A 22,566-nucleotide genomic window follows, 5' to 3' on the forward strand; every position below is an offset into this window, starting at 1 on the left:
GTGAGATGACCTGGATGTTCTGGGAAACACTGAAGCTGCTCGTCTACTCAATCAGCGGAATATGGGTGCTCTGCTATCTACTTTCAATGATGATGACTACCGGCGGAGTAGCATCTCATGCCGAGACTGAGACACGCATCGATCCAATCGAGGTGTTCGACGAAGAGCTGTCCCTCCAATAGGGGGGGGATTCCAGAAAAGCTGAATTCTTTCGATGATGGTCAGCGAAGGAATGATTGATCCTGACGTTAGGTCGAATTCCAAGCCCTCCCCAGACAGACCAATGCCTGACTGGTCGAGGCCAAAGCTACCGCATCTTTATCCCCAGAACGTGTTATTGCGACTCGTTGATTGAACTTGCGACAGTATTCGCATGATAGGCCCCACGTTCCAATCCTTGAAGATCGTCACATTTGCTTTGCTGATGCTGGGTGCAGTCGGCTCATCCCTCTTCGCGTTAGGGGCGAGGATCAGCAAGCCCAAGCAGGCCGAACCTAAAGAACAGTTCATTCCGAGTAACGTGATTCCGTTCCATGACGCGCGGGCGAAGACTGCGAGCAAAGTTAGCCGTTAGGCGGCCTCATCCATCTCTGCTGGCCGCTAAAGAAGAGCGGCATGCTCCGTGAATAAGTGTTGCGGTAGGCAGGGACAGTCGGTGTACTTTGGGCAGGCGGCCGGGTGGGGGCTACGGGGTGTTTGGATTGGTCGTAATCCATCCAAATGTCGCTGGAAATCGTCTTATAGAAGTGCTGACAACGATTAGGGAAACTCTGCACAAGTTCTGCGTCCGCGGCCTGATGGATTAATCTGATGGTTAGGGGTGGATGGCGATGAAGCAGCAGACGTTTGCGTCCCAGTCGATCTTTGAGAAGTATGGGCGGAAGTCTCGGCGGGAGCTGTTTTTGGATGAGATGGAAGTGGTTGTTCCGTGGCCCGAGTTACAGGCTCTGGTCGAACCGCACTACCCGAAGGCCGGCAACGGCCGTCGTCCTGTCGGGCTTGCGATCATGCTTCGGACGTACTTTATGCAACAGTGGTTCAACTTGTCCGACCCCGGCGTCGAAGAGGCGTTTTATGAGTCCTTCACGCTGCGGCGGTTCGCTGGTGTTGACCTGGGCGTGGCTCCGGCACCGGATGAAACGACAGTGCTGCGCTTCCGCCACCTGCTCGAAAAGCATGACCTTGGCGGTGCCATGCTCGACGCGGTGAACCTGCATCTGGCGGCCAGGGGCATCCGCATCGAGACCGGCACGATCGTGGATGCGACCATTATTCATGCGCCTTCTTCGACCAAGAACGAGAAGAAAGAGCGTGATCCGGCGATGCGTCAGACTCGTAAGGGCAAGCAGTGGTACTTCGGACTGAAGGCGCACATCGGCGTTGATGCAAAAGAAGGTCACGTGCACTCAGTGGCAACGTCGGCGGCCAACGTCTCCGACGTACACATGCTGCCGGATCTGCTACATGGGGAGGAGCGCAAGGTGTGGGGCGACGGCGGCTATCAAGGCCAGACCAAGGCCATCCGGCAGGCCGCGCCCAAGGCCCAGGACATGACCTGCAAGCGAACCAGGTTCAAGAACTATGTCGATGAAGCGGCAAAGAAGAAGAATACGACGAAATCAAAAGTAAGAGCGAAAGTAGAACACGTCTTCCGTATCCTGAAGCGCGTCTTCGGCTTCGACAAGGTACGCTACAGAGGCATCGCCAAGAACCATCACCGGCTATGCGCCAACTTCGCCCTCATCAACCTCTACCTCCACCGCAAGCACCTGGCGGGAACCGCCGCCTAGCGCCGGGAGACGGGCTATGAGTCTTCGACTCCGCACAAACCCCAGCCAGAACAAGCAAAGCACGGCCCAACCGCAGAAAAACTTGGCCGCCGACTCAAGTCACACACCGACATCGTCAAATCGGCCGCCTGCGCAGAGGCTCCTTAGAGCTAGATGTTCCCATGGGGTGGAAGAGATTACTTTAGACCGCGCAGGAATTACCGATCTACCCAGCAACGGGGATCTTGTAAACTGCTTTGGCGGGGTGGCAGTAGTACAAGCCTGTGAAATCTATGAGACTGGTGAGGGTAACCGATCAGTCCTACTGGACGTGGAGATCCGGTCTGGCAAACACCGTATCCATGACTTGGTGCATAGATTTAACCGGCTGAGCCGAGGCGGCTTTCAGCCTAAACGCGTTACGGGCGCCATTGTTGATTTGGTGTCACGTAAGAGCTAAAGCTTGACACCGTAAGTTACTAAAGTTACTTTCAGGTTCTGGACGCGGTATCGAGACCCACTGAGTCTGCCCTCATGCGCGTCCTGTGGAGAGCTGTGGAAACCATTACCGGCCAGAGCTTTACGAGAGTTTCAATTCACATCGACGGAAAGAGATTCGTCGATTGCACTTTCACTCGCTGCATGTTGGGCTACAGCGGAGGAGAGGTTGAGTTTAAGGGAACTATCTTGAAGGACTGCAAATATCTCTTGTACGGGGCTGCCAGAGAGCCTGTGTTCGACCTGCAGACAAGACGCGCCGTAAACGTTTAGGCACTACGGGGGATTTCGTGACTCACCGGACACTACGGATTCTTAGCGGGTATCAAACTACAATTCGATCACTGCCCAATTGACGCCTGAGGACATCTCCTCGACTTTGATTTGCTGAAATCGAATGTGTCTCATTTTTGTGAACTTGGCATCTTTTTGCTCCTTCGTCCTCATCCCACGGTGATCCTTCGACCCTCAAGAGGTTTTATGATCACAACGCTTTTCTCTCCCGTAAACCTATCTATTGCAGTTCTCTGCGCTATTTCCTCATTGATGAGCGGACAGTCGTCAGCCATAAACCTCACTGAAAATACCGATATTCCCAGTCGAGTCTTGAAGCCTGGGCTCTACAAGATAAGCATCGTGGATTCCCTAGATGACAGATACATAGTCAGGGTTGAATATCCCAACAGTACAGAGCACCAGCTCTTCCTAGGAGTTGTCGGCTCTCCTCACCCCGCAGGGGTTGTAGATTGGGAGAAAGGAATCGACGGAAATCACGCTATCCGAGAAGTGTCTTTCGAGAATGGCCCAGTCGTCGAGTTTGTGTATCCGAAGGCCGATGCAGCGAAACTAGCGCAGAAGAATAAATCTCATATCGTCGCCGTAGATTACGCTAGCGCAAACATCGTTCATACCGACCGACTGACAGCGGATCAGATACGCGTGGTTGACTTGTGGACGCTCTCCTTTACAAAGACAGGTCCAGAGGATCAAACACCAGCAATTCTAGCGCAACGATACGAACCGCCTTCAACACAGGTCACCACGCCGAACTTGGGTGTTGCACAAGTCGCGCAATTGCACTTGCCTGCCCAGCCTGCGGCTTCACCCACTCCTCCAGCGTTGAGACCAGTAAAACATCTGGCCACAATCAGAACGCTCCCACATACAGGAAGTCAGTTGCCGCTTGTATGGCTTCTCGGTGCACTTTCCATCGTTGGTGCACTATCGTTACAGTTTTCGTCTAACAAACGCGGAAGCGCCGGTTCTTAGGATGCGTGAAACCGTCTCGGCTATTCGGAAGCTAGTACGCAATTGCCTTTACGGAGTTGCGACTAGCTGCCTTGTCATCTTTTTGATTGTCTACATCACCTCGATACAAGCCGATGCGGCGAGTAAGACGATCATTGCCTGCGAGCAGGAGCGTGACACAAACAAGGTAAATGTAAACCCGAACACGGGAGGATCGACAGAAGGTTCGATCCTTGGACGTATCGAGATCCCACAGCTCAAATTGTCAGTCGCTCTGATGGATAACTATGAAGCCGCCGATTTGCTGAAAGGTGTTGGACACATACCCGGAACCGCAATGCCTGGAGGCTTAGGTACTGTCGGAATCGCCGGACATCGAGACACATATTTCCGTTCGCTCCGAGGCATCAAGGTGGGGATGGGAATAGAACTTAGCGACGCCACTGGCACTTATCACTACTCGGTTGATTCAACCGAGATCGTGAAACCGAGCCAGATTGAAGTCCTAGATGTACGCCAGCGTCCTGAGCTGACTCTCATCACCTGCTACCCATTCAACTTTATAGGTGAGGCGCCTCTGAGATTCATCATTCACGCGCATCTGTTATCCGTCATTCCTTCCTAATCCTGCAACGCGGCTAACGCGAAAGGCGACCAAGAGTAGGCGCCTAAGCCTGTTGTTTGACCGCGTTACGATTTAACCTTGATGACCTATCCAGCGGAACTCTAGCTGGATAGGGGCACTCATCCAGGGTTCGTGACTGGAGCCATTGGCTCAGCAGAAGCGGTCTGCTAAGTGAGATGTACAACTCCCCTCCTGCTGGTGGCGGAGATGGTGGACGGGTTGCTGCCCAAACTGTGCCCTTAGGCATCCGATGTACAAACCTTCTGGCCTGATACTAGATACGTGTCTTCGGATCCGCTCACGCAGGTAACGGACGCTCAGTTTCTTCAGCTTTACGGGACTTTACTGACGCCTCCCGGCCCGGCATCAAGACCCCACCTCTCGCAAATCTCGCTTTTCATTGCAAACGGCTGCTGCGTCGAAGAGTGTCTCAGCCTTGTGGGCAGCCCTCACTCCTTCAGTGAAGGTTTAAAACCTGGCCCGTGACATCCCGACATCGAAGACCCCTTCAAATCTCTTGGCGGTTCAGGCTCGGACTTGGGTGGGAGCCAAGGCCGGCGTCCCCAATTTGATTCCGTCTCTGGCGGCCGCCTTCAAGAATGAGAGCTTAGCAACAATAGACCGCGCCGATTTTTCAAACGTAGCGTTTAGGAAAGCAGGGCGGTGTTCGCGTTTGCCCAATACCCCGAGCGCCTCCGCGATGCCGTGAGGTTGCGCAATCTGGAATTAGATAGTCACTGGTAACCCCTCGGTAGCCGTTCGGGTGTCGGGTAGCCGTCGATTCCCTCTTCGTAGCCGGTGAAAATGGACGAAACTGCTACCTTGGCTCGTTCATGCGGTTGCTGGTGGGGCAGCTAGCTTACCTCGCTGCGCCGCCCGCCCCCAGTTCGTGTACCAACGTTCCTATCGGGTGAGTGAGAACGTCTGAGGCAATGGTTCCGACTGGCACACCGCGCTTGTAAAGTAAGTAGGCGGCAGCAGTTCCTGACAGAACGGTAGTCCAGAAAAGTAGCTTTTTCATGATCAGAGTCTCCTCGTTGATGTGAATTGGCTGGTTTGATGCACGATAACGTGGCTTGGTGAATCAGCATAATGGATGCTGTAGTTCCTTTAGGCCAATCACTCTCCCCGATTGAATTTAGGATTTGAGACAACTATGGACGAGCAACTCAAAAGCTATACGAAGACTTTAGGCGAGCGCATAAAGGCCGCTCGAAAGCAGCGCGGCATATCAAACAAGAAGTTGATAATCGACTACGGCATCCATGACAGCCAGTGGCGCAGATACGAACGGGGCGGTGGGATTAGCTTTGCAAGTTTGCTGAGAATCGCTTCGGTCCTCGATATGACGCCGTCAGACCTCCTGCAAGGCATTCCTCTCCCCGATTGGAAAGAACCCACAGTCCTACGGGAAACGAAGGAGGTGCCCCGTTCGCCACGTCCCTCGGAACTAGCTAAACGGCAGCTGCAGGTGGATAGAGAGACCTAGCCCAGGTCATCTGGATACCCCCGCCTCTGCTCCGAGGTTGCGCTCTCCAGCACCCGTAGCCGTGAGGGTGGGGTCAGTATCCTTGGGGGTGGGGGGGAGTGCTTTGCGCCGAATGTTCTTTCCGAAAACGCCGTTTTCAAGGCAGACCGGGAATGAAGTCCGCTAGACTCTTTCCATGAACCGCTCAGACTTACTGGGGAACATCAAGGATTACAACGGAAAGGACAACTGGTCCGTAGATTCGGTTCAGAGGCGGTATCGCGAATATTGTGCGACTCTTCATATCGAACAATGCAGTTCGCTCGATCCCTTCAGAGCGCAACAGGGCGAAGTTCACTGGATTTACCCGATCATGTCTGAGGTTATTCGAGGGATCGAAGCCGGGATGTGGCCTGCATACAGTTGGGAGTCGATTTTGTTGAAGAAGATGCGCTCTTCCCATTCGGCCCGAAACTCAAATCCAATACAGCCCGAGCGTTGCGCCGATGCCCTCGGGATGAAACGCAGAAGTCTCGCTTGCGGGCACGTATCTCGACCATGTTGGCGTTGGGCAAAATCCCTCGCGAAATGCGCGAATATGCCAAGCTACTGCGGACGATTGGAGTAGGCGAACACTGGCCGCGCCTTGAGCGCGACATCCCCCGGGACAATCCCTACGCTATGCGGTTCTACAGGAGCCTCCGCGCTGCGGAAGGATTGCCGGCCTAGCTGGGAGCAGTGACTAAGCCGTAACGTCCCGCAAAGTCGGTCGGTCTCAACCGGTCGATGCAACACCATCTGATAGAAATGATTTCTCTTCGAGGTGGTGTGAATGAGAGAAGGAAGACGGTTTGGGCTTTCTGCTGAGCATAAGGCTGACATCTGGAGGCGTTGGAAGTTGGGCGAGTCTCTCAAAGAGATTGGTCGAGCCTTCAACAAGGATCATGGTTCGATTCAGTTCATGCTCTCGAAGCACGGTGGGATCGCACCTGCAGTTCGTGAGCGGTCGCAGCGAGCGCTCACGCTGGTCGAACGAGAAGAGATCTCGCGAGGTCTTGCCTCCGGTTCGTCGATCCGCGAGATAGCTAAGGGTCTGGAACGTCCAGCATCTACGGTGAGCCGGGAGGTAGTCCGGAACGGTGGCCGCTCAGTCTATAGAGCGAGTGAGGCTGATCAGCGGGCCTGGAGATCGGCACTGCGGCCTAAGGCCTGTCGACTTGCCAGGCACAGGAAGCTGCGCTTGGTCGTGGCCGGTAAACTGATCCGAGACTGGTCGCCGGAGCAAATCTCCGGCTGGTTGAAGAGACGATATCCCAACAACGAGAGCATGCGCGTGTCCCACGAGACGATCTATCGAAGCTTATTCATCCAGGCTCGCGGAGTGCTGAAAAAGGAGCTGGTGCAGCACCTGCGGTCCAAGCGGCAGATCCGACGATCGGTGCATGCTAAGGCTGCTGGACAGTCCCGCGGTCAGATCGTCGATGCCATCTCCATCAGCGAACGACCCGCAGAGATTAACGACCGCGCCATCCCTGGTCATTGGGAGGGAGACCTGCTCAGCGGGTCCGGCAACAGTCACATCGCAACCCTCGTAGAACGGCATTCCCGCTTCACCATCCTAGTGAAAGTGCCAAGCAAAGACACAGCGACTGTCGTCGCCGCGCTAAGTCGGCAGGTTCGTAAACTGCCCGCATCTTTGAGGCGTTCGCTGACTTGGGACCGCGGCCTTGAGATGGCAAAACACAAAAGCTTCACGGTGGCCACGAAGGTGGACGTCTACTTCTGTGATCCGCAAAGCCCATGGCAGCGCGGTACCAACGAGAACACCAACGGGCTTCTGCGACAGTATTTTCCCAGAAAGACTGACCTATCCGGCTACTCTCAGGCAGACCTCAACAAGGTAGCTCTGCGCCTCAATCAACGCCCAAGGAAAACTTTGGACTTCGACACTCCGGCTAGTAAACTCCAAGCCAGTGTTGCATCGACCGGTTGAGACCGCCATTGTTTTCGGCAATCACGCCGTTTTGGGCCGCTCGCACATTTAGAGTTGCCGACAACGTCGTTTTGCGGGAGGTCCGGTCTAGACCCCCTGCAAAAGGCGATAAGAGACCTGAATGGATGTGAGGATCTGGATAAGCAAGACTCCCATTCCCACCAGTGCGATGCGTCTTTGCTGTTGAGAGAAGATCCCCCGTGTAAAGACAATCACTTCATAGGCTGAGCCGAGGACTAACAGCACAAACCACTCTGCAAGCACTCCGGCGAAAGGGTCGATCCCAATGTCAAGTGAAGGCCCCACCATCTTTAGTCGAAGCATCCACACGACGTAGGAGAGCCAGAAAGCTAGATTGCAATAGCCGATAAGAATCAATGCTCTTTTCGGTTGATTCAACCCACCTCGCAACGAGGCGAAGACGATGAGTAGCACCCCAACGAGGAGAGAAGTATCGGCGAGAAGATGCAATCGTGATGGATACAAGCCTGGAACGCTTCCAAGGATCAACCCTGCGATGAGAACTCTTGCGGAGCTTTTAGGCACCCCACGATCATAACGACTCGGAACTGCTCGGATTGATAAAGTGTGCAAACGTTCGAGTCACCCTGAAAGTCGGGTTTTCGGCAACAACGAGATTTTCACTGAGCGGCAGCCCCGTCCTGTGCAGAACTTCCACACCATCTTCTCCTTTTCTTCGCGTAGACTCTTTTCATGGGTGGGGAGAGAGCATCGACCACGCGGCAGCGGGAAGCAGGCAAGATTTGTTGTAACTGCAAGGTGCCTCTGCCACCCCCACCCGCCAGAGAACGTTATTGCAGTCGTTGCGGACCCAAGCGACGCATCTACATGCACTTCATGTCAACGGCCAAGGGCTGGCATTGCCAATTCCTAGAGGAGGACCTCAAGACCCCACTCCGGCGACGGCTCACCTTTCAAGACCCGAGCAAGATTGAAGAGATGGCCGAGAAGGGTGGCGCTGTACGCACCTCCGAGGGAACACAAATCATGGAGTATGCGCTGAAGCAAGGGCGGGGGTCGGTGTGGCTGAACCTGACGGAGGAGCAGTACAGAAAGCTGAAGTGATGCGCCGTTGCATTGGGGCCATGACGCATCCAAACATTCATACCGATTTCAAAAGACAAAGGACGGCTCAACCAATGGCACGACAGACTGGCAAGGTAGCTTGGTTCAATAACGGAAAAGGATTTGGGTTTATAACCCCTGAGACTGGCCCAGACGTATTCGTTCACTACAGTGCGATCATGCTCGATGGCTTCAAGACCCTTGACGAGGGTGACACAGTTGATTTCGAGATCGAAACCGGAAGCACTGGCCGTCCCGAGGCGAGAAAAGTAGTGCGCTTGAATCACGGTGTCCTTAGCGTGCAGGCTAAGGCCGAAAGACTTGAGGCCGGAACGAGCGACTAACCTTTTTAGTCTCATTCACATCCGACTGCGGATGGCGATCAAAGGACCCACCAAGGATCACGCAGAAATAACAAGATGGGCGAAGACCCATGGGATGGTGCCCGCAAACATTGAACCTAATAGGATCGACGCGGAGCCTGCGTGCATGTGCCTTCTACACAAAATGACCGTGGAAGAGACAGCGTTCGCAAAGGAGATGACTTGGGATGAGTTCTTCGCACGTTTCGACGTCCTTGGCCTTGCCATTGTGTATGACGACTCGACGGTTTTCAATGAGATTCTTCAGATCGACGACGCCAATCCAAGTACCCCGCCAGCGTACCGCTGGGTGACTTCCCATCATTAGGCTCAGCTTCGGATGGTTTACCCGGTCAAACACATGAGGTCAAGATCTATGGATGAGCGGACTATCATCACAGCGGAAGCCGAGGCTCAGGACAGCGAGCGAACCGAGACGCAGCAGCGAGATCTACAGTTCCTGACTCAATGGAAGAGCATTGAGGAATATCCAGCTTGCCCGGTCGGTATCGGAATCCTCCGTCAGATGGCAGAGGTAAGCCCAGGTGCGTACGAGTTGGCTGTGGCGAGGGGTTTTGACCGTCCCGACCATCCCCTACTTCAGCGGAACCCTCTGTGGAGGGCGTTCGTAGAACACCGCAACACGTGTGGGGAATGTAACGAGGTATAGGTACAAAAATCGGCCCCGCTTTCACGGGGCCAGCCTCTGCAAACGGTTTCGGGAGACAAGCTCGTCGTAGCTCGTCAGGTATGGAGATACTATTCACCGTAACAGAGTTGCCCGAGAGAATTCTGGCGAGGAAGCGCTCCAACAGACGCCTACTGATCCTAAGTTATTAGCAGAAATGGGTTAAAGATCCTTGCATCGATTGGAATTAGATTGTCATGCACCTTGGTGCGGTAAATGACGGATAGTTTCTCAGCACATCCTTTGGGAGTCGATTTTGTAAGTCTTATGAATGCTGGACTTGCTGAAGACTTTTTGCTCCTGCTATGTCATGTAACGAACTACGTGTCCTTCCAGTGCTAGGTAATATCCCGCTTATCTAGTTTAAGAGGGAGACTCGACATGGCGCACTTCAAGGGCGAAGTAAAGTGGTTCAATAATGCGAAGGGCTTCGGTTTTCTCGGTAGAGAAGGTGAACCTGATGTCTTCTGTCACTACAGTTCCATCCAAACTGACGGCTACAAGTCATTGAAGGAAGGTGACAAAGTGGAGTACGACGTGATCCTGGGCGACAAGGGTCTTCAAGCCGACCAAGTCGTTCGCGTCGGAGCGGAATAGTCCTATGGACACTTCCACACCCTTTTTTATCATCGCCACAGAGGCACCGGGGCGTGGGAGTCAATTTGCCCGCAATGCTTTCTTACAATCGCCAAGTCTTGCGATGAAGATGGTCTTCATCAGGGAGAGAGCTGTCACATTTGTCTCTTGCCCCTCCCGCGACATCCAAGGCGCAAGACCCCAAGTGTGCAAACTTGATCAGCTAGTGCAGGCATTGAGGGCTACTGTGTGCTCATGCCACTGAGCATGTCGGAACTACACGAAGTGCTGACTGAGATCGTGCGTGCGCTGGTGAAGCACCCCAATCAAGTTGTCATCAAGGTCGAGACATTACCGCGAATCATGTTTGTGATCAGCGTGGCAGATGAAGACCTTGACATGGTGATTGGGAAGCAAGGCAGAACGGCGCACTCGCTTCGAATGTTCACTCTTGCTGCGGGTCATCAGATGGGGAGCACTGTGTCGCTAACGATAACCAATTGAAGCCCCTGAGACAGGCCGGAGCCCAGTCTCAGGGGACGGATAACGCTCTGCACCGTTGATGAACCCGGAGGTTACACCTCAAAGGTAGGGGAGTCGAGTGGGGTGCCTAAATCCCACTTTTGACGTAGACCATAGTATGGCTAACGCCGATTGAGGAATACCATATACTAGCAACTTTATATGTCGCTTAGAGCGCATAGCCAGTAGAATCTCATCACCGCTCGCTTATGGGCCTGAAAGACATGATCTCTCCCACGATTTGCAAACCGTGCCTCACGCCTCGTGTCCAGGAGAACAAATGCAAGACAAGAGCTTGTTAGGCAATGCCCCCGCCTTTGTACCAATTGAGTCCGATCTGCTTGATGGTTTTCTATCGTCATTACCTCAACACCTGCTAGCACCAGGTGAAATGCTTCACCAACAGGATTCTCTCCCGCCTTTCGTTTTTCTCATCAGACGCGGCATTGTGAAGATGACCTACGCCACCGAAGACGGTGTTGAGTCGATGATTGGATTGCGGTCGGTTGGCTGGCTTGGCGGAGCCGCACACGTCATCACCGGAACCCTAAGCACAAGCACAGTCCATGCGCTGACGGCGTGCTGCATCACGCGGATAGACGCGGAGCTGTTTAAGTCTGTCATCCAGACAGATGCTCAACTAGCTCATAAAGTGATGTGCTCTCTTGCAAGAGAATTGGTGACTACCAGGGAGTTGGTGAAACAAGTCATGGCCAATTCTGCCCAGAGTCGGCTATTAACCTATCTGAATGAGTCCCGGTCTGAGTCGCAAGGGTGGAAGTGTGCTGATATTAAGTCCGTCTTGAGTCAGGCAGAGGTTGCACAATTACTAGGGATCACACCTGAACATCTCAGTCGTATAAAACATTCTGAGCCCAAACCGAGACTGCTGAACGGGACTTCCTGAATGGCCGAAGCTCCGATCTTCTCAATTGAGCAACGCTGTGACCCGCACTTTCATGAGACCGTTCGAGTCTTACGATATGCCGATGGCATTTGCTGACCCACTGGTGGGAAACTTCAGGAACAACGGTCCGGAGATGCTGAACAGCGCCAAAGTCAATACGCCGGCCAGCTCTCGTTAATGCATCCAACGGCCATGTTGCCAAAAGAATTTCGATCTACCCCTTTACGGAAGTGTTCTCCGATTATGGTCTTCGTGTTCGTCGGCGTCTTGGTGGCCCTTTTTATAGCCTTCTTGGTGCTGCGTCCGAACACGACTAGCAGAGGCACTCGGAGCGTCGTACACGCCCGACATTAGCTCTGAATTTGACAATCATTTGGCTTGTAGAAAACCACGACCCGTTGTCTCCCGCAAACACTGCATTTGCCAAACCCTCTCATAAACCCCATCGCAGTCGCACGGGCCATGTAATCTAGCTGCCCCAGCACTTCGTACACGGTTACGATCCTGTCTACATCCAGCGCCTTCCCGATGCAATGAATGCAGAAAGCACGATAGGCCCTGCTCTTCAAAAGGTCAGCGACTCTTTCCATCAGGCCCATCACGTTTTGGATGCAATTGAAGCATAAAAGGCCAGCCCGTAATGGGCTGGCCTCTGTCATCGCGGTTCTAGGTTGTGGTGGGGTGAATTATGATGGACTCTTTGTGCTCCACCGAAGACCCTGCGGGTAGAGGGTCAGGTATACCGATCAGCACTTGCCGTGCCTGAACTGCCGTACTGATGTTCCCTGCCAAGATGTGAAGCGATGAATGCCCAGCATAGCCGACTCAATCGGACGGTGCCGGTCCAGGTATACCGCCTTTGACAGCGCTGAATACCCAATGAGCGCCTACGATGAGCTTGGGCCTGACCCGTGAAAGATAACGTAACACAAGGCGATACAGGTCGGAAGGACAACGATGGAGAGCGTCTACTCATTGAGGGTGATGGTGTCAATCATAGGTGACCCTTGTTGTGCAGACAGAAAGCCTCATCGAAATGAGGCGTGTTCTGGAGAATGACAGGAAGATCCAGTCGTTAGGACAAGCTGAGTCTGAACACGTTCCTTCACCTAGCAATTCGCCAAGATGAAATCAACGACCATCGGACCATACCGTTCGGCGTAGGCCGCGATTGTCCAATGCACCGAATCCTGCGTCATTGAGGTCAGGGTCTGTTCATTCAACCCATACTTTTTGTACATGCTCAAGAACGGAATGCCGAGGGCAGCACATTGTGTCTCAAGGCAAGTGTCGATGAGCAAGTTATCCGCACGACCACCATTGCTTGTGTATGGGTTGCCGACCACAAGGAGACGCATCGTAGGATTCGCGCTTGACAGCACGGTCAATGCGTTCTGCACGTATCCATACTGCGTGACGCTCGTTAGCGTGTCGCCGAAGTTGCCAAGCGTTAGGGCTCCGCTCGCTAATGCACCGGCATCATTCGGACCAAGAACGACAAGCAAAACATCGAGTCCGGCAACCGTCTGTGCCAGCGTATTGCCCGCAGTACAGCCGAAGGTAATCTCCTGAGCATTGCTGATACCGCTGGTGTCACACGCGCCACTGCCATTACCGCCGCCATAGTGGGAGAAGATTCCGTGAATAGCTCCGGCGGTTCCGGTGTTGGGATCAGCCGTAGCGACTCCATACGCACGGCCTGAGATGCCGTCTTGAAAGACTTGAGTCATCCCGGTGCGCTGCGTGACGGCGGTCTGCCAAGTTGAAAGTAGGCTGGCTCTGCCGGTGCAGCTGTCGCCGAACACGCCCCACTTTTTCCCGTTCATGCCGCTCTGGGTAAACAATTCCTGCGCTGCGGACTTCGTGAGATAACCGGCTGAAACATAGCCAGACGGCAAAGTGCCGCCCAACACAATGACCACACTCGCGGGGTCGTATGTACCGGAGTCAAACTGCACCGCCGCATAATACGCGCCCGCAGGAATGGGTATTGCGGTGTTGGCTGGCAGGTTGCTCTGCGCTCAATTGGGAATGTAAGTCTTAGTGAAATCGAAGAAGGCAGCCCCATAGCCGTTCGCTGGACCGCTTCCTGGGAACTGAGTGTTGCTTATCATCTGCGTTGATCCGAAGACTGGGAACAAAGCTGATGTACGGAAGTTTCCAACCGTGGTATCCAGCACCCCATACTTGAGAGCACCGACCTGCACCGTATCCACGTTGAACAGATTGAGTTGCTGCATGCCAAAGTCGCGGACAAGCTGGAGGGCTTCCGTAACGGAGTTGTTGCCCACAGAGGCCAACAGGTCTGTGGTGGCGAAGTTGAAGTCCACGTAAGCAAGCTGGGTCGTGCCAGCGGCCATCATGAAGGAATTCAGATCATTTGGTGTAGCTCCAGCCCCGTTGCCCTGATCGTAGAGAAGCAAGTGAACATAGGCCGCACCCGTCGGAGGGGTGATGGTTGTACCGGCAGGCGTGATCGCCTGGATCATTGAACTGGGGATATAGGTTTGCGTCACGTCCAAAAAGACACTGCCGTAGCCAGCCTGCCCATACAGCGGTTGATTGCAGGTGAAGGGTCCATTGATAGGGATGCTTTCAACGATGCCAGAACCACTGATGGTGATTATCTCCATTGTGGCCCGCTGTCTAAAGTTCGGGGCGCAAGTGAATCTACAAAGCGCGATTTGTCAAACAGATTTCGGCCGGCATTGAGTGTGTTCGCAATGCTCGTTCCCACAGTAGAGCCCAGCTGCTGAAAGGTAGTCTGCCCAGGCACGCCCTGAATCCCTTGAAGACCAGGTAACGCCGTCAGATTGGGCAGAAGGTTTGGAGAAAAGCTGTGAAAGTTATCCGACTGCCCCGTGGGCTGGTAGCACTCGAAACCAGGACCAAGCAATTGATCACCAGTGTTGTAAGCAATTACTGTAACTGCATAGCCAACGTTGATTGGGTATGTCAGGACTGAATCAGCCAAGATGCAGCTAAACGCACCGTTGATGACCTGGGCTTGAACTGGTCGAGAGCTTACCTGCCCTACCTGCGCGGAATGACAGGATGTTGCCATTATTGTCTACAGGCTGAAAATAAATTGTGGCTCTTTGGATCAACGTTCCTGTTGAATCCTGTAGAGCAGCGGATGAAACGGTTGTGAATCCTGTCGGTGCGCTCATTTATTGCCTTTTGACGCGATTACGCGCGAATACCCGCCGAATCGACTACACAAACTAAAAGGCCCTCCGGTGGATTGGAAGGCGCTTCGTTTTGCATCTCAGATTCAGGTTCTTGTTTAGTTGTTATTTTCCGGAAGCCGGACGTCTAGCCCTTGATTCGTTCTGTGCCTTAACCGAGCCGGCTGCAATCGTAGGGGCATACTGTTTCATTGCCCTGTGAATAGCAGCTTCAGTCTGCGAAGGATCGTTCGAGCCTCTCGCGTCGATGCTGATCATGTTGCCACCAGTACCCAGCTTGTTATTCGGAGTGATCTTGCCATTGACACTAGGGGTAAAGGTCTCTCGACCCATCTCTCCTACGTCATAGCTCATACCGGCTTGCACATCACCACCAAGGGCGCGATGTCCACCGAATAGAGAGCCGAGACCAGAGAGGAAACCGCCACCAGGGATGAGCCCGAGGAGGCTGCTTGCTGCCCCACCAAGCCATGAACCGGAGGACTTGCCGAGGCCAGCAGCCGAGCTTACAGCGGAACTCACTGCGCTCGTTGCAGACTTGCCACCAGCGAGGCCAATCAGAACGTCGAGACGTTGATTGGTGCCGTTGATAGCTCCTACGGTGGGGTCAGCCTTGCTGCCTATGCCGAGGCTCTTCATGAGGCCACCAGCGAGGCCCGATTCAAGGTTCTTCAGACCTAGAGAAGCCAAGCTGGAGGAGATACCTTTGAGCATCTCTCCGAAGTCTTGCTTGACCGCACGGGTGAATTCGTAAAACGTTCGGGTGTGTGTGGTGACGATCTTTTCAAGAGTGCCGTTCAATCCTTCAAACGCACCTCCGAGGAGATCGTGAACCTGTTGGGCAGATGATTCTGTGCCACGGGCCATCTGCTCAAAGAAGACCGAGAACCCATCAGACATGCCACCGACCGCAAGGTTTACCTTTTCGATAGAGGCGATGTACTGATCAAGGTTCGCCTTGTTGGCTGCCTTCAACTGCATCTCATTGATGGCCTGCCCCGCATCCCTAGCAGCCGAGGCGGCATTCTGCAGACTTTGGGCTTCATCGTTGTACAACCTTGCAGCATCCATGCCAGCAGCGCGGGTGAGGTCTGCCTCTTTGTTCTTCGCATTGAACAGCTTTTCGTTTGCAGCCAGTTCGGCATCACGGGCTGCATCGTTGTGATCACCACGTCCGTTGTAAGCGTTGACGATGGCCGCCTGCTCACTTGCAAGACGCGCTTGGTTGGTCGCGTCTCTACCTGCGAGGATGGCAGCATTGATCAGCTTCTGAACGCTCAACTGTTGTGTGAGGCCGTCCAGGGCAGATGCATCCGTGTGTGTGTTAGCAGCCGACAACTCAGACAAGCGTGCTGCCTTCTGTTGATCGAGGAGAGCTTTGTTGTTCTTGATCCACTGGGGACTCTGGTTGGCATTGTTAAGAGTGGACTCGGAATCTACTTGAGCCTGTGCAACAGCCTGCGCCCCCTGCCCTACAGCAGCCGTGAGAATGCGATGAGCTTCAACCTGTGCCAGGATCATGCGGGTGGACTGAACGAGATCACTCCGATACTTCGCTTGGGATTCGCTGTTGATCCGAGTGGCTGTATCAGCAATGATCTCTGCCTTCTGCCCCACGGTAAGCGCCTTGCCCTTTGCCTTTAGCGCAATGTTCAGTTCATCAATGGTCTTCTTCGACTCCTTCGCAGCTTCGTCAGCCCGCTCGAAATCCACTCCTTTTCCGGCGTCGGCCAAAGACTGTCTAGCAGCGGCTGCAGCATCGCGCAATTCCATTAGCTTCTTTGCTACGATGTCCACACGTTCGGCTGCCTCCTTGGGGATCGGGGGAGCATTGAGCTTCGGAGTGACAGGAACCGGGGCCGCTGGTTTCGCAGCAACCAGACGAGTGTTCGCTTCCATGTGTACTCGTTCACCAAACGTGGGATCTTCACCCCACTGGCTCAAAGCCGCGTTACGCTTCGACTCATCGAACGTAAACAGAATCGTCTTCAGTTCCTCCATACGGTCTTTAGTTTGGTCGATTGCAGCTTTCCAGTAGTCAGCAAAGGTAACGGCAGCATCGCTCAGTTTGGCAGAGGCAGCTACATCGTCCGTGAGTGCCTTCTGAAAGACATACGCGCCTGCTGTGAGCAACCCGAGGGCAACTATGCCAGGATTAGCCAGCATTGAGGCCGTGAGGCTCTTCCAGGCCGTGCTGAGTGCATAGGTAGCAGCTACTGCTGTCCCTTCCTCCTGTGCCAACGTGCGGAACATGAAGGCTTGCACTTGAACCGCACTCGTCACCGAACTTATTAGGGGCAATACCTGCGATACTCCCGATAGCCTTCCGATCATCTTCACTGCAGCGAGGCCGACGGTGTCTAGCCCTGTTCCCGCCTTGGCGGCACCTGCAACGAGCGGTACTAATATGGAACCAATTTGAAGTGCGGAAATGCCTTCAAAGGCGACCTTGACTGCCGTGGTGTGTTGACTGAGGAAGAAAAAGGCATCCCCAAGATCCCTGATGACAGTAGCCACGTTTGAGGCAATGGCGCTTACAGTCTGCATCCCATCAGCACTCGTTGCCACTTTCACCAGCTTGGCTGAAACATCCTGCAGGGCAGGTGAAACACCAGACAGCAGACGTAGAGAGAAACCCAAGGCAATTGACTCAAGCTCAGTCATCGACTGATGAAGCTTCACTGCCTGTGCTGCAGTTTTATCCCCGATGACCACGCCGAACAGAGTGGCTTTGGCAGAGGCAGTATCGAAGCCGGTTGCAAGTTGTGAGAGCAGAGGGGCGAGTTCTGCCCCACTTCTACCGAGGATTTTCTGGGTCAAAGCTGTCTTGTTGGCGCTGTCACCGAACTGGTTGAGGCTCTTTGCAGAGGCAACCAGCAAGTCCCCACTGTTTTTTAGGGGGCCGTTCAGGTCTTTGACAGAGATCCCGAGTGCACCGTATGCCGCGATTGCTTCCTTGTTACCACTCTGTGCTGCCCCCGAGGTCCGTGCAAGCCTTTCGAGAGATCCTTTTAGAGTATCGAGAGGGATTCCAACTTGCTTTGCAGAGTATGCAAGTTTAGAGAACATTTCAGTCGTGGTGCCTGTCTGCTGCGCCATTTTGGAGACGGTGAACGCAAAATCTTCACCTTTTGCTATGGCTGTGGTCAGGGAGGCAACGATGGTTGCTGCCATGCCTGCAGCCGCTGTTCCTACCAGTTTAAATGAACGCTCGATATTTTTGCCCGTTGTTGCGGACAACTGACCCATTTTTGTCATGCCAGCGGAGAATGAGGCCGTGTTGGCCAAAAGATCTACGCTGATGACTCCGATTTTAACTGCGATTATGTGCCTGCTTTCAGGGCAGGGGCCATCAGCCAGATTGCACAGTATGCAAAAAGGGTTGATCGCTACGCCTGCAGATTTCTATTGAATTGCTTGCAAATAGGGCTTAAACTCACCTAAACGCATTGATATTGCGTCCAAACTCACCCCAAAGCTCAGACACAGAATCATCACCTGCACACTATGCAAGGGTGATGGGACCAACAAGGTCAAATTTTTCGTTACGGGGACATCGAAATTTTATTTGTCAGTTGGTCGTCAACCCGGTTCATCTCCCGGAACCTTGATACCCCCTGCCTCACGCGCACCCCTGGGCCAAAATGTGTCAAACGTCCGATGATTCGTCCAGATCGGCCGGCGGCACAGGGTGCGAGTCCTCTTGGTCTGGTCTTTCGAAGGTAGCCTGAGCCTCCCGAAAATATCGTCGAGTCTCTTCTCCTCGTTTAAATGCCTCGCCCGGTCGAAAGTGGATGCTCCCCCAGCGCTGGAGCGTGACAAGTTCGGCGGCATCAATCGGCAGAAGGACCCACGTCACATCGAATCGGTTTAGCTCCATCCAGAGTCGTGTAGCGAGACCCTCGGGTACATCGTTGAAGGTCATCTCACAGAGAGCAAGACCGGCATCTGCGAGTCGCTGGCTACTGGTCCGTATCGAGATCGGCAAGTCTTTGGGGTCGGGACGAGTACCAGGAAGGAACGTAGGGTTCTCATACAGCTTGAGGGCTGCTCGATAGTTCCGTTGGATCTTGAGCAGGTGAGCAGCGCGACGTGGGGTGAGGAAACCCAATGCTGTTGCGACTGCCTCTAGCAGGCCGTCATCGGGGCCGACGGTGCATGCCTTGCAATAGCGATGCGCGTCCACGGCAGGGCCAGTCAAGGAGTACGAGAGCAACGTCGGTGAGCTGGTTACGCTGATGATGACAGGCATTGGTTCATACGGTTTGGGCGCAACGTAGCATAGCCTGTTGGGGCTTATACGTGCGTCGGTCAGTGTTGCTGTTTCAGTGGGCAAATGGAATCTCTTTCAGAAGTCGGGCAGGCAGAAATAAGTTCTGCCCCGTGCCGGCTGGTTGACCGGGCATGGGGCAGGATGGAAGGTCGGAATGTGTAAACGGATTAAGCTCTAGCCGACGCTTACTTTGTAGTTGGGCGCGTACCGAATGGGCGGCGGCTCTGGTGCTGCCGCTGGGGTTAGCTTTGCTGGCGTGTAACCAACTTCGCCCTCAAGCTCTCCTAAAATGAAGGGCGTGGAGTTCCAGCCATAGAAGGTTCGCAGGTTGCCACTCTCACCCGGACTTGAGATGAATTTGAGCTCGAAACCTGTGCTGAGACGATGAAAGTCTGCCCACAGTGCATCGTCGTCACCATGCAGAAGGCTCTTACGAGAGCTGTGCTCGCGGATCTCCCTGGCAATGGCTTCGTTGGGAATGCACACATCGATCGAGTAGCCGTTGCCATTTCCGAAGGTGTCACGCAGATGACTTAAACCCTGGATAGTGGCTGCGAGAAACCCGCGTAGCAAACTAGATTTTTCTTCTATGCCCATTTTGAGTGGGGGTGTGCAAGTGCGTCCTGAGAGCGACGTGAAGAATGCGGTGTTTGTAGAATCGAGTACGGCAGTAGTGTTGATAAACAGATAACTCATGCGTGATGCTTCCTTCCCATTACTGGGGGTGGACTAGGTTGTTGTTTCTTTGGGGTGGATGCAGTGAATCTGCAGCGTGTCTAGTCGGATTAGCCTGCGTTCATCATCTGGACTTTGAGCCTGGTTTTCTCGCTTTCAAGGGCAATTACACGCTTGCGCAGCGTGGCTATCGCCGGGTCGGGGGCTACAGCGGACGACCTGACAGCCAGTTTCCCCGTACGGATTTCTTTCAGGACATCTCCCGTAAGTGTCTTGTGGCCACGCCGTGCTGCCTCTGAGAACTCGGTTGTTGTGGGTGGTTTGATCTTGCGGGTGGAACTAGCTGATGCGTGTTCTAGCTTGGGCATGGGGATTTCCTTGTCGCCTGTGTGGCGATTGTTATGGTCTGTGAATTGTGTGGGAGGTCGGATGCAGAGTGTGCAAGCACTTCAAGTGCTAAGTGTTCAAAGACTTGTTTCGTGAAGAGGTCCGAAGGGCCGATACACACCTACGAGCCCTTCAACTCTGCCAGCCAGGGTTTTTGCTTTGGGGGGGGTGGGATGCAACGTCAGTCGCAAGATCATTCGGTGCGACAGCAGCATGACTCGGTTGTGGTCACTGCCCTGCGGCACCGAATCGAATGCGATTGGTAGCTACGGCGTGAGCCGTTTGTTATTAGAGCGCGGAAGGGGACCGTTATGTCGCCCTTCCCTGCCTAAATGACCATCCAGGGGGAGGTCGATTTGAGGCGACTGCCCATTGTTTACTCAGCAAGAAATGCCCAGATACTCGCTGAAATCCATGACCAAGCGACTAAGCAGATTTGCCAGGGCAAACGAGCCATTGATCGGAAGTGCACCGTGATACCAGCCAGCCATTTCCTCGGGTGCATCTTCAGCAAAACCGGCAAGCATTGAGCTGCAATATTTTGCCCTCTGGTCTAGAGCCGCTAGGTCATCGACGCTCATTGCGATGGAGAGTCGTTGCCTCATTAGCATGTGCTCATACGCTTGCAGCGTCTCGATGAAGCATTCTGCCTCGGCGTTACCGTTTGAAGCCGACGTCATCTGGCTTATGGTCAGCCGGATGCTCTCAAGCTTCAGATTCACGGCCATATCTTGTGTGTTCGGGGTTGTTATCATACTTCCTTTCAAAAAAGTGGGACACCAGTTGAGAGGTCCGGTGCCCCGAACGGAGAATGAAAGGGTGAGTAATTGCCCCTTATAATTACTTAGACAGGAACTTGTCATTCTCACAACCACATTTCGGAAAAAGAGTTTGAATACTTTGGGTTAAGTGTAAGAGCTTGCCTAGGGAGCCTCTGCGCAGGCGGCCGATTTGACGATGTCGGTGTGTGACTTGAGTCGGCGGCCAAGTTTTTCTGCGGTTGGGCCGTGCTTTGCTTGTTCTGGCTGGGGTTTGTGCGGAGTCGAAGACTCATAGCCCGTCTCCCGGCGCTAGGCGGCGGTTCCCGCCAGGTGCTTGCGGTGGAGGTAGAGGTTGATGAGGGCGAAGTTGGCGCATAGCCGGTGATGGTTCTTGGCGATGCCTCTGTAGCGTACCTTGTCGAAGCCGAAGACGCGCTTCAGGATACGGAAGACGTGTTCTACTTTCGCTCTTACTTTTGATTTCGTCGTATTCTTCTTCTTTGCCGCTTCATCGACATAGTTCTTGAACCTGGTTCGCTTGCAGGTCATGTCCTGGGCCTTGGGCGCGGCCTGCCGGATGGCCTTGGTCTGGCCTTGATAGCCGCCGTCGCCCCACACCTTGCGCTCCTCCCCATGTAGCAGATCCGGCAGCATGTGTACGTCGGAGACGTTGGCCGCCGACGTTGCCACTGAGTGCACGTGACCTTCTTTTGCATCAACGCCGATGTGCGCCTTCAGTCCGAAGTACCACTGCTTGCCCTTACGAGTCTGACGCATCGCCGGATCACGCTCTTTCTTCTCGTTCTTGGTCGAAGAAGGCGCATGAATAATGGTCGCATCCACGATCGTGCCGGTCTCGATGCGGATGCCCCTGGCCGCCAGATGCAGGTTCACCGCGTCGAGCATGGCACCGCCAAGGTCATGCTTTTCGAGCAGGTGGCGGAAGCGCAGCACTGTCGTTTCATCCGGTGCCGGAGCCACGCCCAGGTCAACACCAGCGAACCGCCGCAGCGTGAAGGACTCATAAAACGCCTCTTCGACGCCGGGGTCGGACAAGTTGAACCACTGTTGCATAAAGTACGTCCGAAGCATGATCGCAAGCCCGACAGGACGACGGCCGTTGCCGGCCTTCGGGTAGTGCGGTTCGACCAGAGCCTGTAACTCGGGCCACGGAACAACCACTTCCATCTCATCCAAAAACAGCTCCCGCCGAGACTTCCGCCCATACTTCTCAAAGATCGACTGGGACGCAAACGTCTGCTGCTTCATCGCCATCCACCCCTAACCATCAGATTAATCCATCAGGCCGCGGACGCAGAACTTGTGCAGAGTTTCCCTAGTATGCGTGTCGAGGATAAGTGACATCTCGCGCCCATGGTTTAGTTGTTTACAGATTTCACTATTGCAGAGTATGCGCTTGAGTTCTCAGTTAGACATAGAGGTATACAGTACAATCCCCTAACAATGTAGATGGGTGGCTTAAGCCCACTGTTGACAGAGTATTCAGCCACCCCCCATACCGAAATTTTCGGTATCTGAT

The 22,566-nt window shown here is 53.9% G+C and carries 21 protein-coding genes; 13 read left to right on the forward strand and 8 right to left on the reverse strand.

The genetic code is table 11. The features are described from left to right. Positions 1–5: 5 nt before the first annotated feature. From ACIX9_RS26390 to ACIX9_RS10000, 7 genes are all read left to right on the forward strand, one after another. Positions 6–182, forward strand: a complete 177-nt coding sequence (locus ACIX9_RS26390) for a hypothetical protein (RefSeq protein WP_198152076.1) — start codon at positions 6–8, stop codon at positions 180–182. A 191-nt stretch (positions 183–373) separates the two neighbouring features. Continuing rightward, complete coding sequence (locus tag ACIX9_RS26395; RefSeq protein ID WP_013580363.1) at positions 374–574, forward strand: hypothetical protein; 201 nt, start codon at positions 374–376, stop codon at positions 572–574. A gap of 256 nt (positions 575–830) precedes the next feature. Further along, positions 831–1,790 (forward strand): IS5 family transposase, encoded by a 960-nt coding sequence (locus ACIX9_RS09975; protein ID WP_041597230.1) that lies wholly within the window; start codon positions 831–833, stop codon positions 1,788–1,790. A 957-nt stretch (positions 1,791–2,747) separates the two neighbouring features. Continuing rightward, complete coding sequence (locus ACIX9_RS25745; RefSeq protein ID WP_013580366.1) at positions 2,748–3,536, forward strand: hypothetical protein; 789 nt, start codon at positions 2,748–2,750, stop codon at positions 3,534–3,536. Position 3,537: 1 nt separating this feature from the next. Continuing rightward, on the forward strand, positions 3,538–4,140 hold the full coding sequence (locus ACIX9_RS09985; RefSeq protein WP_013580367.1) for a class D sortase: 603 nt from the start codon (positions 3,538–3,540) through the stop codon (positions 4,138–4,140). A 1,156-nt stretch (positions 4,141–5,296) separates the two neighbouring features. Beyond that, a complete protein-coding gene (locus ACIX9_RS09990) occupies positions 5,297–5,629 on the forward strand; it encodes a helix-turn-helix domain-containing protein (protein ID WP_013580369.1) in 333 nt (110 codons plus the stop codon). An 811-nt stretch (positions 5,630–6,440) separates the two neighbouring features. Then, on the forward strand, positions 6,441–7,601 hold the full coding sequence (locus tag ACIX9_RS10000) for an IS30 family transposase (protein ID WP_013580370.1): 1,161 nt from the start codon (positions 6,441–6,443) through the stop codon (positions 7,599–7,601). A gap of 87 nt (positions 7,602–7,688) precedes the next feature. Here the strand turns inward: ACIX9_RS10000 and ACIX9_RS10005 are convergent, their stop codons facing one another. Then, positions 7,689–8,147 (reverse strand): hypothetical protein, encoded by a 459-nt coding sequence (locus tag ACIX9_RS10005; RefSeq protein WP_232298682.1) that lies wholly within the window; start codon positions 8,145–8,147, stop codon positions 7,689–7,691. Between the two features lie 312 nt (positions 8,148–8,459). Here ACIX9_RS10005 and ACIX9_RS26875 point away from each other — a divergent pair, with 312 nt between their 5' ends. The 6 genes from ACIX9_RS26875 to ACIX9_RS10040 all read left to right on the forward strand — a co-directional run bounded on the left by ACIX9_RS26875 (position 8,460) and on the right by ACIX9_RS10040 (position 11,742). Further along, entirely contained in the window at positions 8,460–8,687 is a 228-nt protein-coding gene (locus ACIX9_RS26875; protein ID WP_232298683.1) for a hypothetical protein, read from the forward strand. A gap of 74 nt (positions 8,688–8,761) precedes the next feature. Beyond that, positions 8,762–9,031, forward strand: coding sequence for a cold shock domain-containing protein (locus tag ACIX9_RS10015; RefSeq protein ID WP_013580373.1), 270 nt, complete (start codon positions 8,762–8,764; stop codon positions 9,029–9,031). Positions 9,032–9,200: 169 nt separating this feature from the next. After that, complete coding sequence (locus tag ACIX9_RS26400) at positions 9,201–9,377, forward strand: hypothetical protein (RefSeq protein WP_198152077.1); 177 nt, start codon at positions 9,201–9,203, stop codon at positions 9,375–9,377. A gap of 741 nt (positions 9,378–10,118) precedes the next feature. Beyond that, complete coding sequence (locus ACIX9_RS10030; RefSeq protein WP_013580376.1) at positions 10,119–10,334, forward strand: cold shock domain-containing protein; 216 nt, start codon at positions 10,119–10,121, stop codon at positions 10,332–10,334. A 234-nt stretch (positions 10,335–10,568) separates the two neighbouring features. Continuing rightward, on the forward strand, positions 10,569–10,817 hold the full coding sequence (locus ACIX9_RS10035; protein WP_013580377.1) for a KH domain-containing protein: 249 nt from the start codon (positions 10,569–10,571) through the stop codon (positions 10,815–10,817). A 298-nt stretch (positions 10,818–11,115) separates the two neighbouring features. Continuing rightward, positions 11,116–11,742, forward strand: coding sequence for a Crp/Fnr family transcriptional regulator (locus tag ACIX9_RS10040; RefSeq protein ID WP_013580378.1), 627 nt, complete (start codon positions 11,116–11,118; stop codon positions 11,740–11,742). Positions 11,743–12,851: 1,109 nt separating this feature from the next. Here the strand turns inward: ACIX9_RS10040 and ACIX9_RS10050 are convergent. The 7 genes from ACIX9_RS10050 to ACIX9_RS10085 all read right to left on the reverse strand — a co-directional run bounded on the left by ACIX9_RS10050 (position 12,852) and on the right by ACIX9_RS10085 (position 22,295). After that, positions 12,852–13,700 (reverse strand): SGNH/GDSL hydrolase family protein, encoded by an 849-nt coding sequence (locus tag ACIX9_RS10050; RefSeq protein WP_013580380.1) that lies wholly within the window; start codon positions 13,698–13,700, stop codon positions 12,852–12,854. A gap of 63 nt (positions 13,701–13,763) precedes the next feature. After that, positions 13,764–14,375: a hypothetical protein gene (locus ACIX9_RS10055; protein ID WP_013580381.1), complete on the reverse strand. Its 612-nt coding sequence runs from the start codon at positions 14,373–14,375 to the stop codon at positions 13,764–13,766. A 660-nt stretch (positions 14,376–15,035) separates the two neighbouring features. Next, positions 15,036–18,218: a hypothetical protein gene (locus tag ACIX9_RS10060; protein WP_013580382.1), complete on the reverse strand. Its 3,183-nt coding sequence runs from the start codon at positions 18,216–18,218 to the stop codon at positions 15,036–15,038. A gap of 1,159 nt (positions 18,219–19,377) precedes the next feature. Then, a complete protein-coding gene (locus ACIX9_RS10070; RefSeq protein ID WP_013580384.1) occupies positions 19,378–19,899 on the reverse strand; it encodes a hypothetical protein in 522 nt (173 codons plus the stop codon). 89 nt (positions 19,900–19,988) lie between these two features. Beyond that, positions 19,989–20,246, reverse strand: coding sequence for a hypothetical protein (locus ACIX9_RS10075; protein ID WP_013580385.1), 258 nt, complete (start codon positions 20,244–20,246; stop codon positions 19,989–19,991). Between the two features lie 399 nt (positions 20,247–20,645). Beyond that, positions 20,646–20,987, reverse strand: a complete 342-nt coding sequence (locus ACIX9_RS10080) for a hypothetical protein (RefSeq protein WP_157477459.1) — start codon at positions 20,985–20,987, stop codon at positions 20,646–20,648. A gap of 348 nt (positions 20,988–21,335) precedes the next feature. Beyond that, positions 21,336–22,295, reverse strand: coding sequence for an IS5 family transposase (locus ACIX9_RS10085; protein WP_041597230.1), 960 nt, complete (start codon positions 22,293–22,295; stop codon positions 21,336–21,338). Positions 22,296–22,566: the final 271 nt, after the last annotated feature.

Source organism: Granulicella tundricola MP5ACTX9, from assembly GCF_000178975.2.
Classification (GTDB): domain Bacteria; phylum Acidobacteriota; class Terriglobia; order Terriglobales; family Acidobacteriaceae; genus Edaphobacter; species Edaphobacter tundricola.

Coding starts and splice junctions, on each gene's coding strand:
- ACIX9_RS26390 (WP_198152076.1), top strand. CDS start 6: ATGACCTGGATGTTCTGGGAAACACTGAAGCTGCTCGTCTACTCAATC.
- ACIX9_RS26395 (WP_013580363.1), top strand. CDS start 374: ATGATAGGCCCCACGTTCCAATCCTTGAAGATCGTCACATTTGCTTTG.
- ACIX9_RS09975 (WP_041597230.1), top strand. CDS start 831: ATGAAGCAGCAGACGTTTGCGTCCCAGTCGATCTTTGAGAAGTATGGG.
- ACIX9_RS25745 (WP_013580366.1), top strand. CDS start 2,748: ATGATCACAACGCTTTTCTCTCCCGTAAACCTATCTATTGCAGTTCTC.
- ACIX9_RS09985 (WP_013580367.1), top strand. CDS start 3,538: ATGCGTGAAACCGTCTCGGCTATTCGGAAGCTAGTACGCAATTGCCTT.
- ACIX9_RS09990 (WP_013580369.1), top strand. CDS start 5,297: ATGGACGAGCAACTCAAAAGCTATACGAAGACTTTAGGCGAGCGCATA.
- ACIX9_RS10000 (WP_013580370.1), top strand. CDS start 6,441: ATGAGAGAAGGAAGACGGTTTGGGCTTTCTGCTGAGCATAAGGCTGAC.
- ACIX9_RS26875 (WP_232298683.1), top strand. CDS start 8,460: ATGTCAACGGCCAAGGGCTGGCATTGCCAATTCCTAGAGGAGGACCTC.
- ACIX9_RS10015 (WP_013580373.1), top strand. CDS start 8,762: ATGGCACGACAGACTGGCAAGGTAGCTTGGTTCAATAACGGAAAAGGA.
- ACIX9_RS10030 (WP_013580376.1), top strand. CDS start 10,119: ATGGCGCACTTCAAGGGCGAAGTAAAGTGGTTCAATAATGCGAAGGGC.
- ACIX9_RS10035 (WP_013580377.1), top strand. CDS start 10,569: ATGCCACTGAGCATGTCGGAACTACACGAAGTGCTGACTGAGATCGTG.
- ACIX9_RS10040 (WP_013580378.1), top strand. CDS start 11,116: ATGCAAGACAAGAGCTTGTTAGGCAATGCCCCCGCCTTTGTACCAATT.
- ACIX9_RS10055 (WP_013580381.1), bottom strand. CDS start 14,375: ATGGAGATAATCACCATCAGTGGTTCTGGCATCGTTGAAAGCATCCCT.
- ACIX9_RS10070 (WP_013580384.1), bottom strand. CDS start 19,899: ATGAGTTATCTGTTTATCAACACTACTGCCGTACTCGATTCTACAAAC.
- ACIX9_RS10075 (WP_013580385.1), bottom strand. CDS start 20,246: ATGCCCAAGCTAGAACACGCATCAGCTAGTTCCACCCGCAAGATCAAA.
- ACIX9_RS10085 (WP_041597230.1), bottom strand. CDS start 22,295: ATGAAGCAGCAGACGTTTGCGTCCCAGTCGATCTTTGAGAAGTATGGG.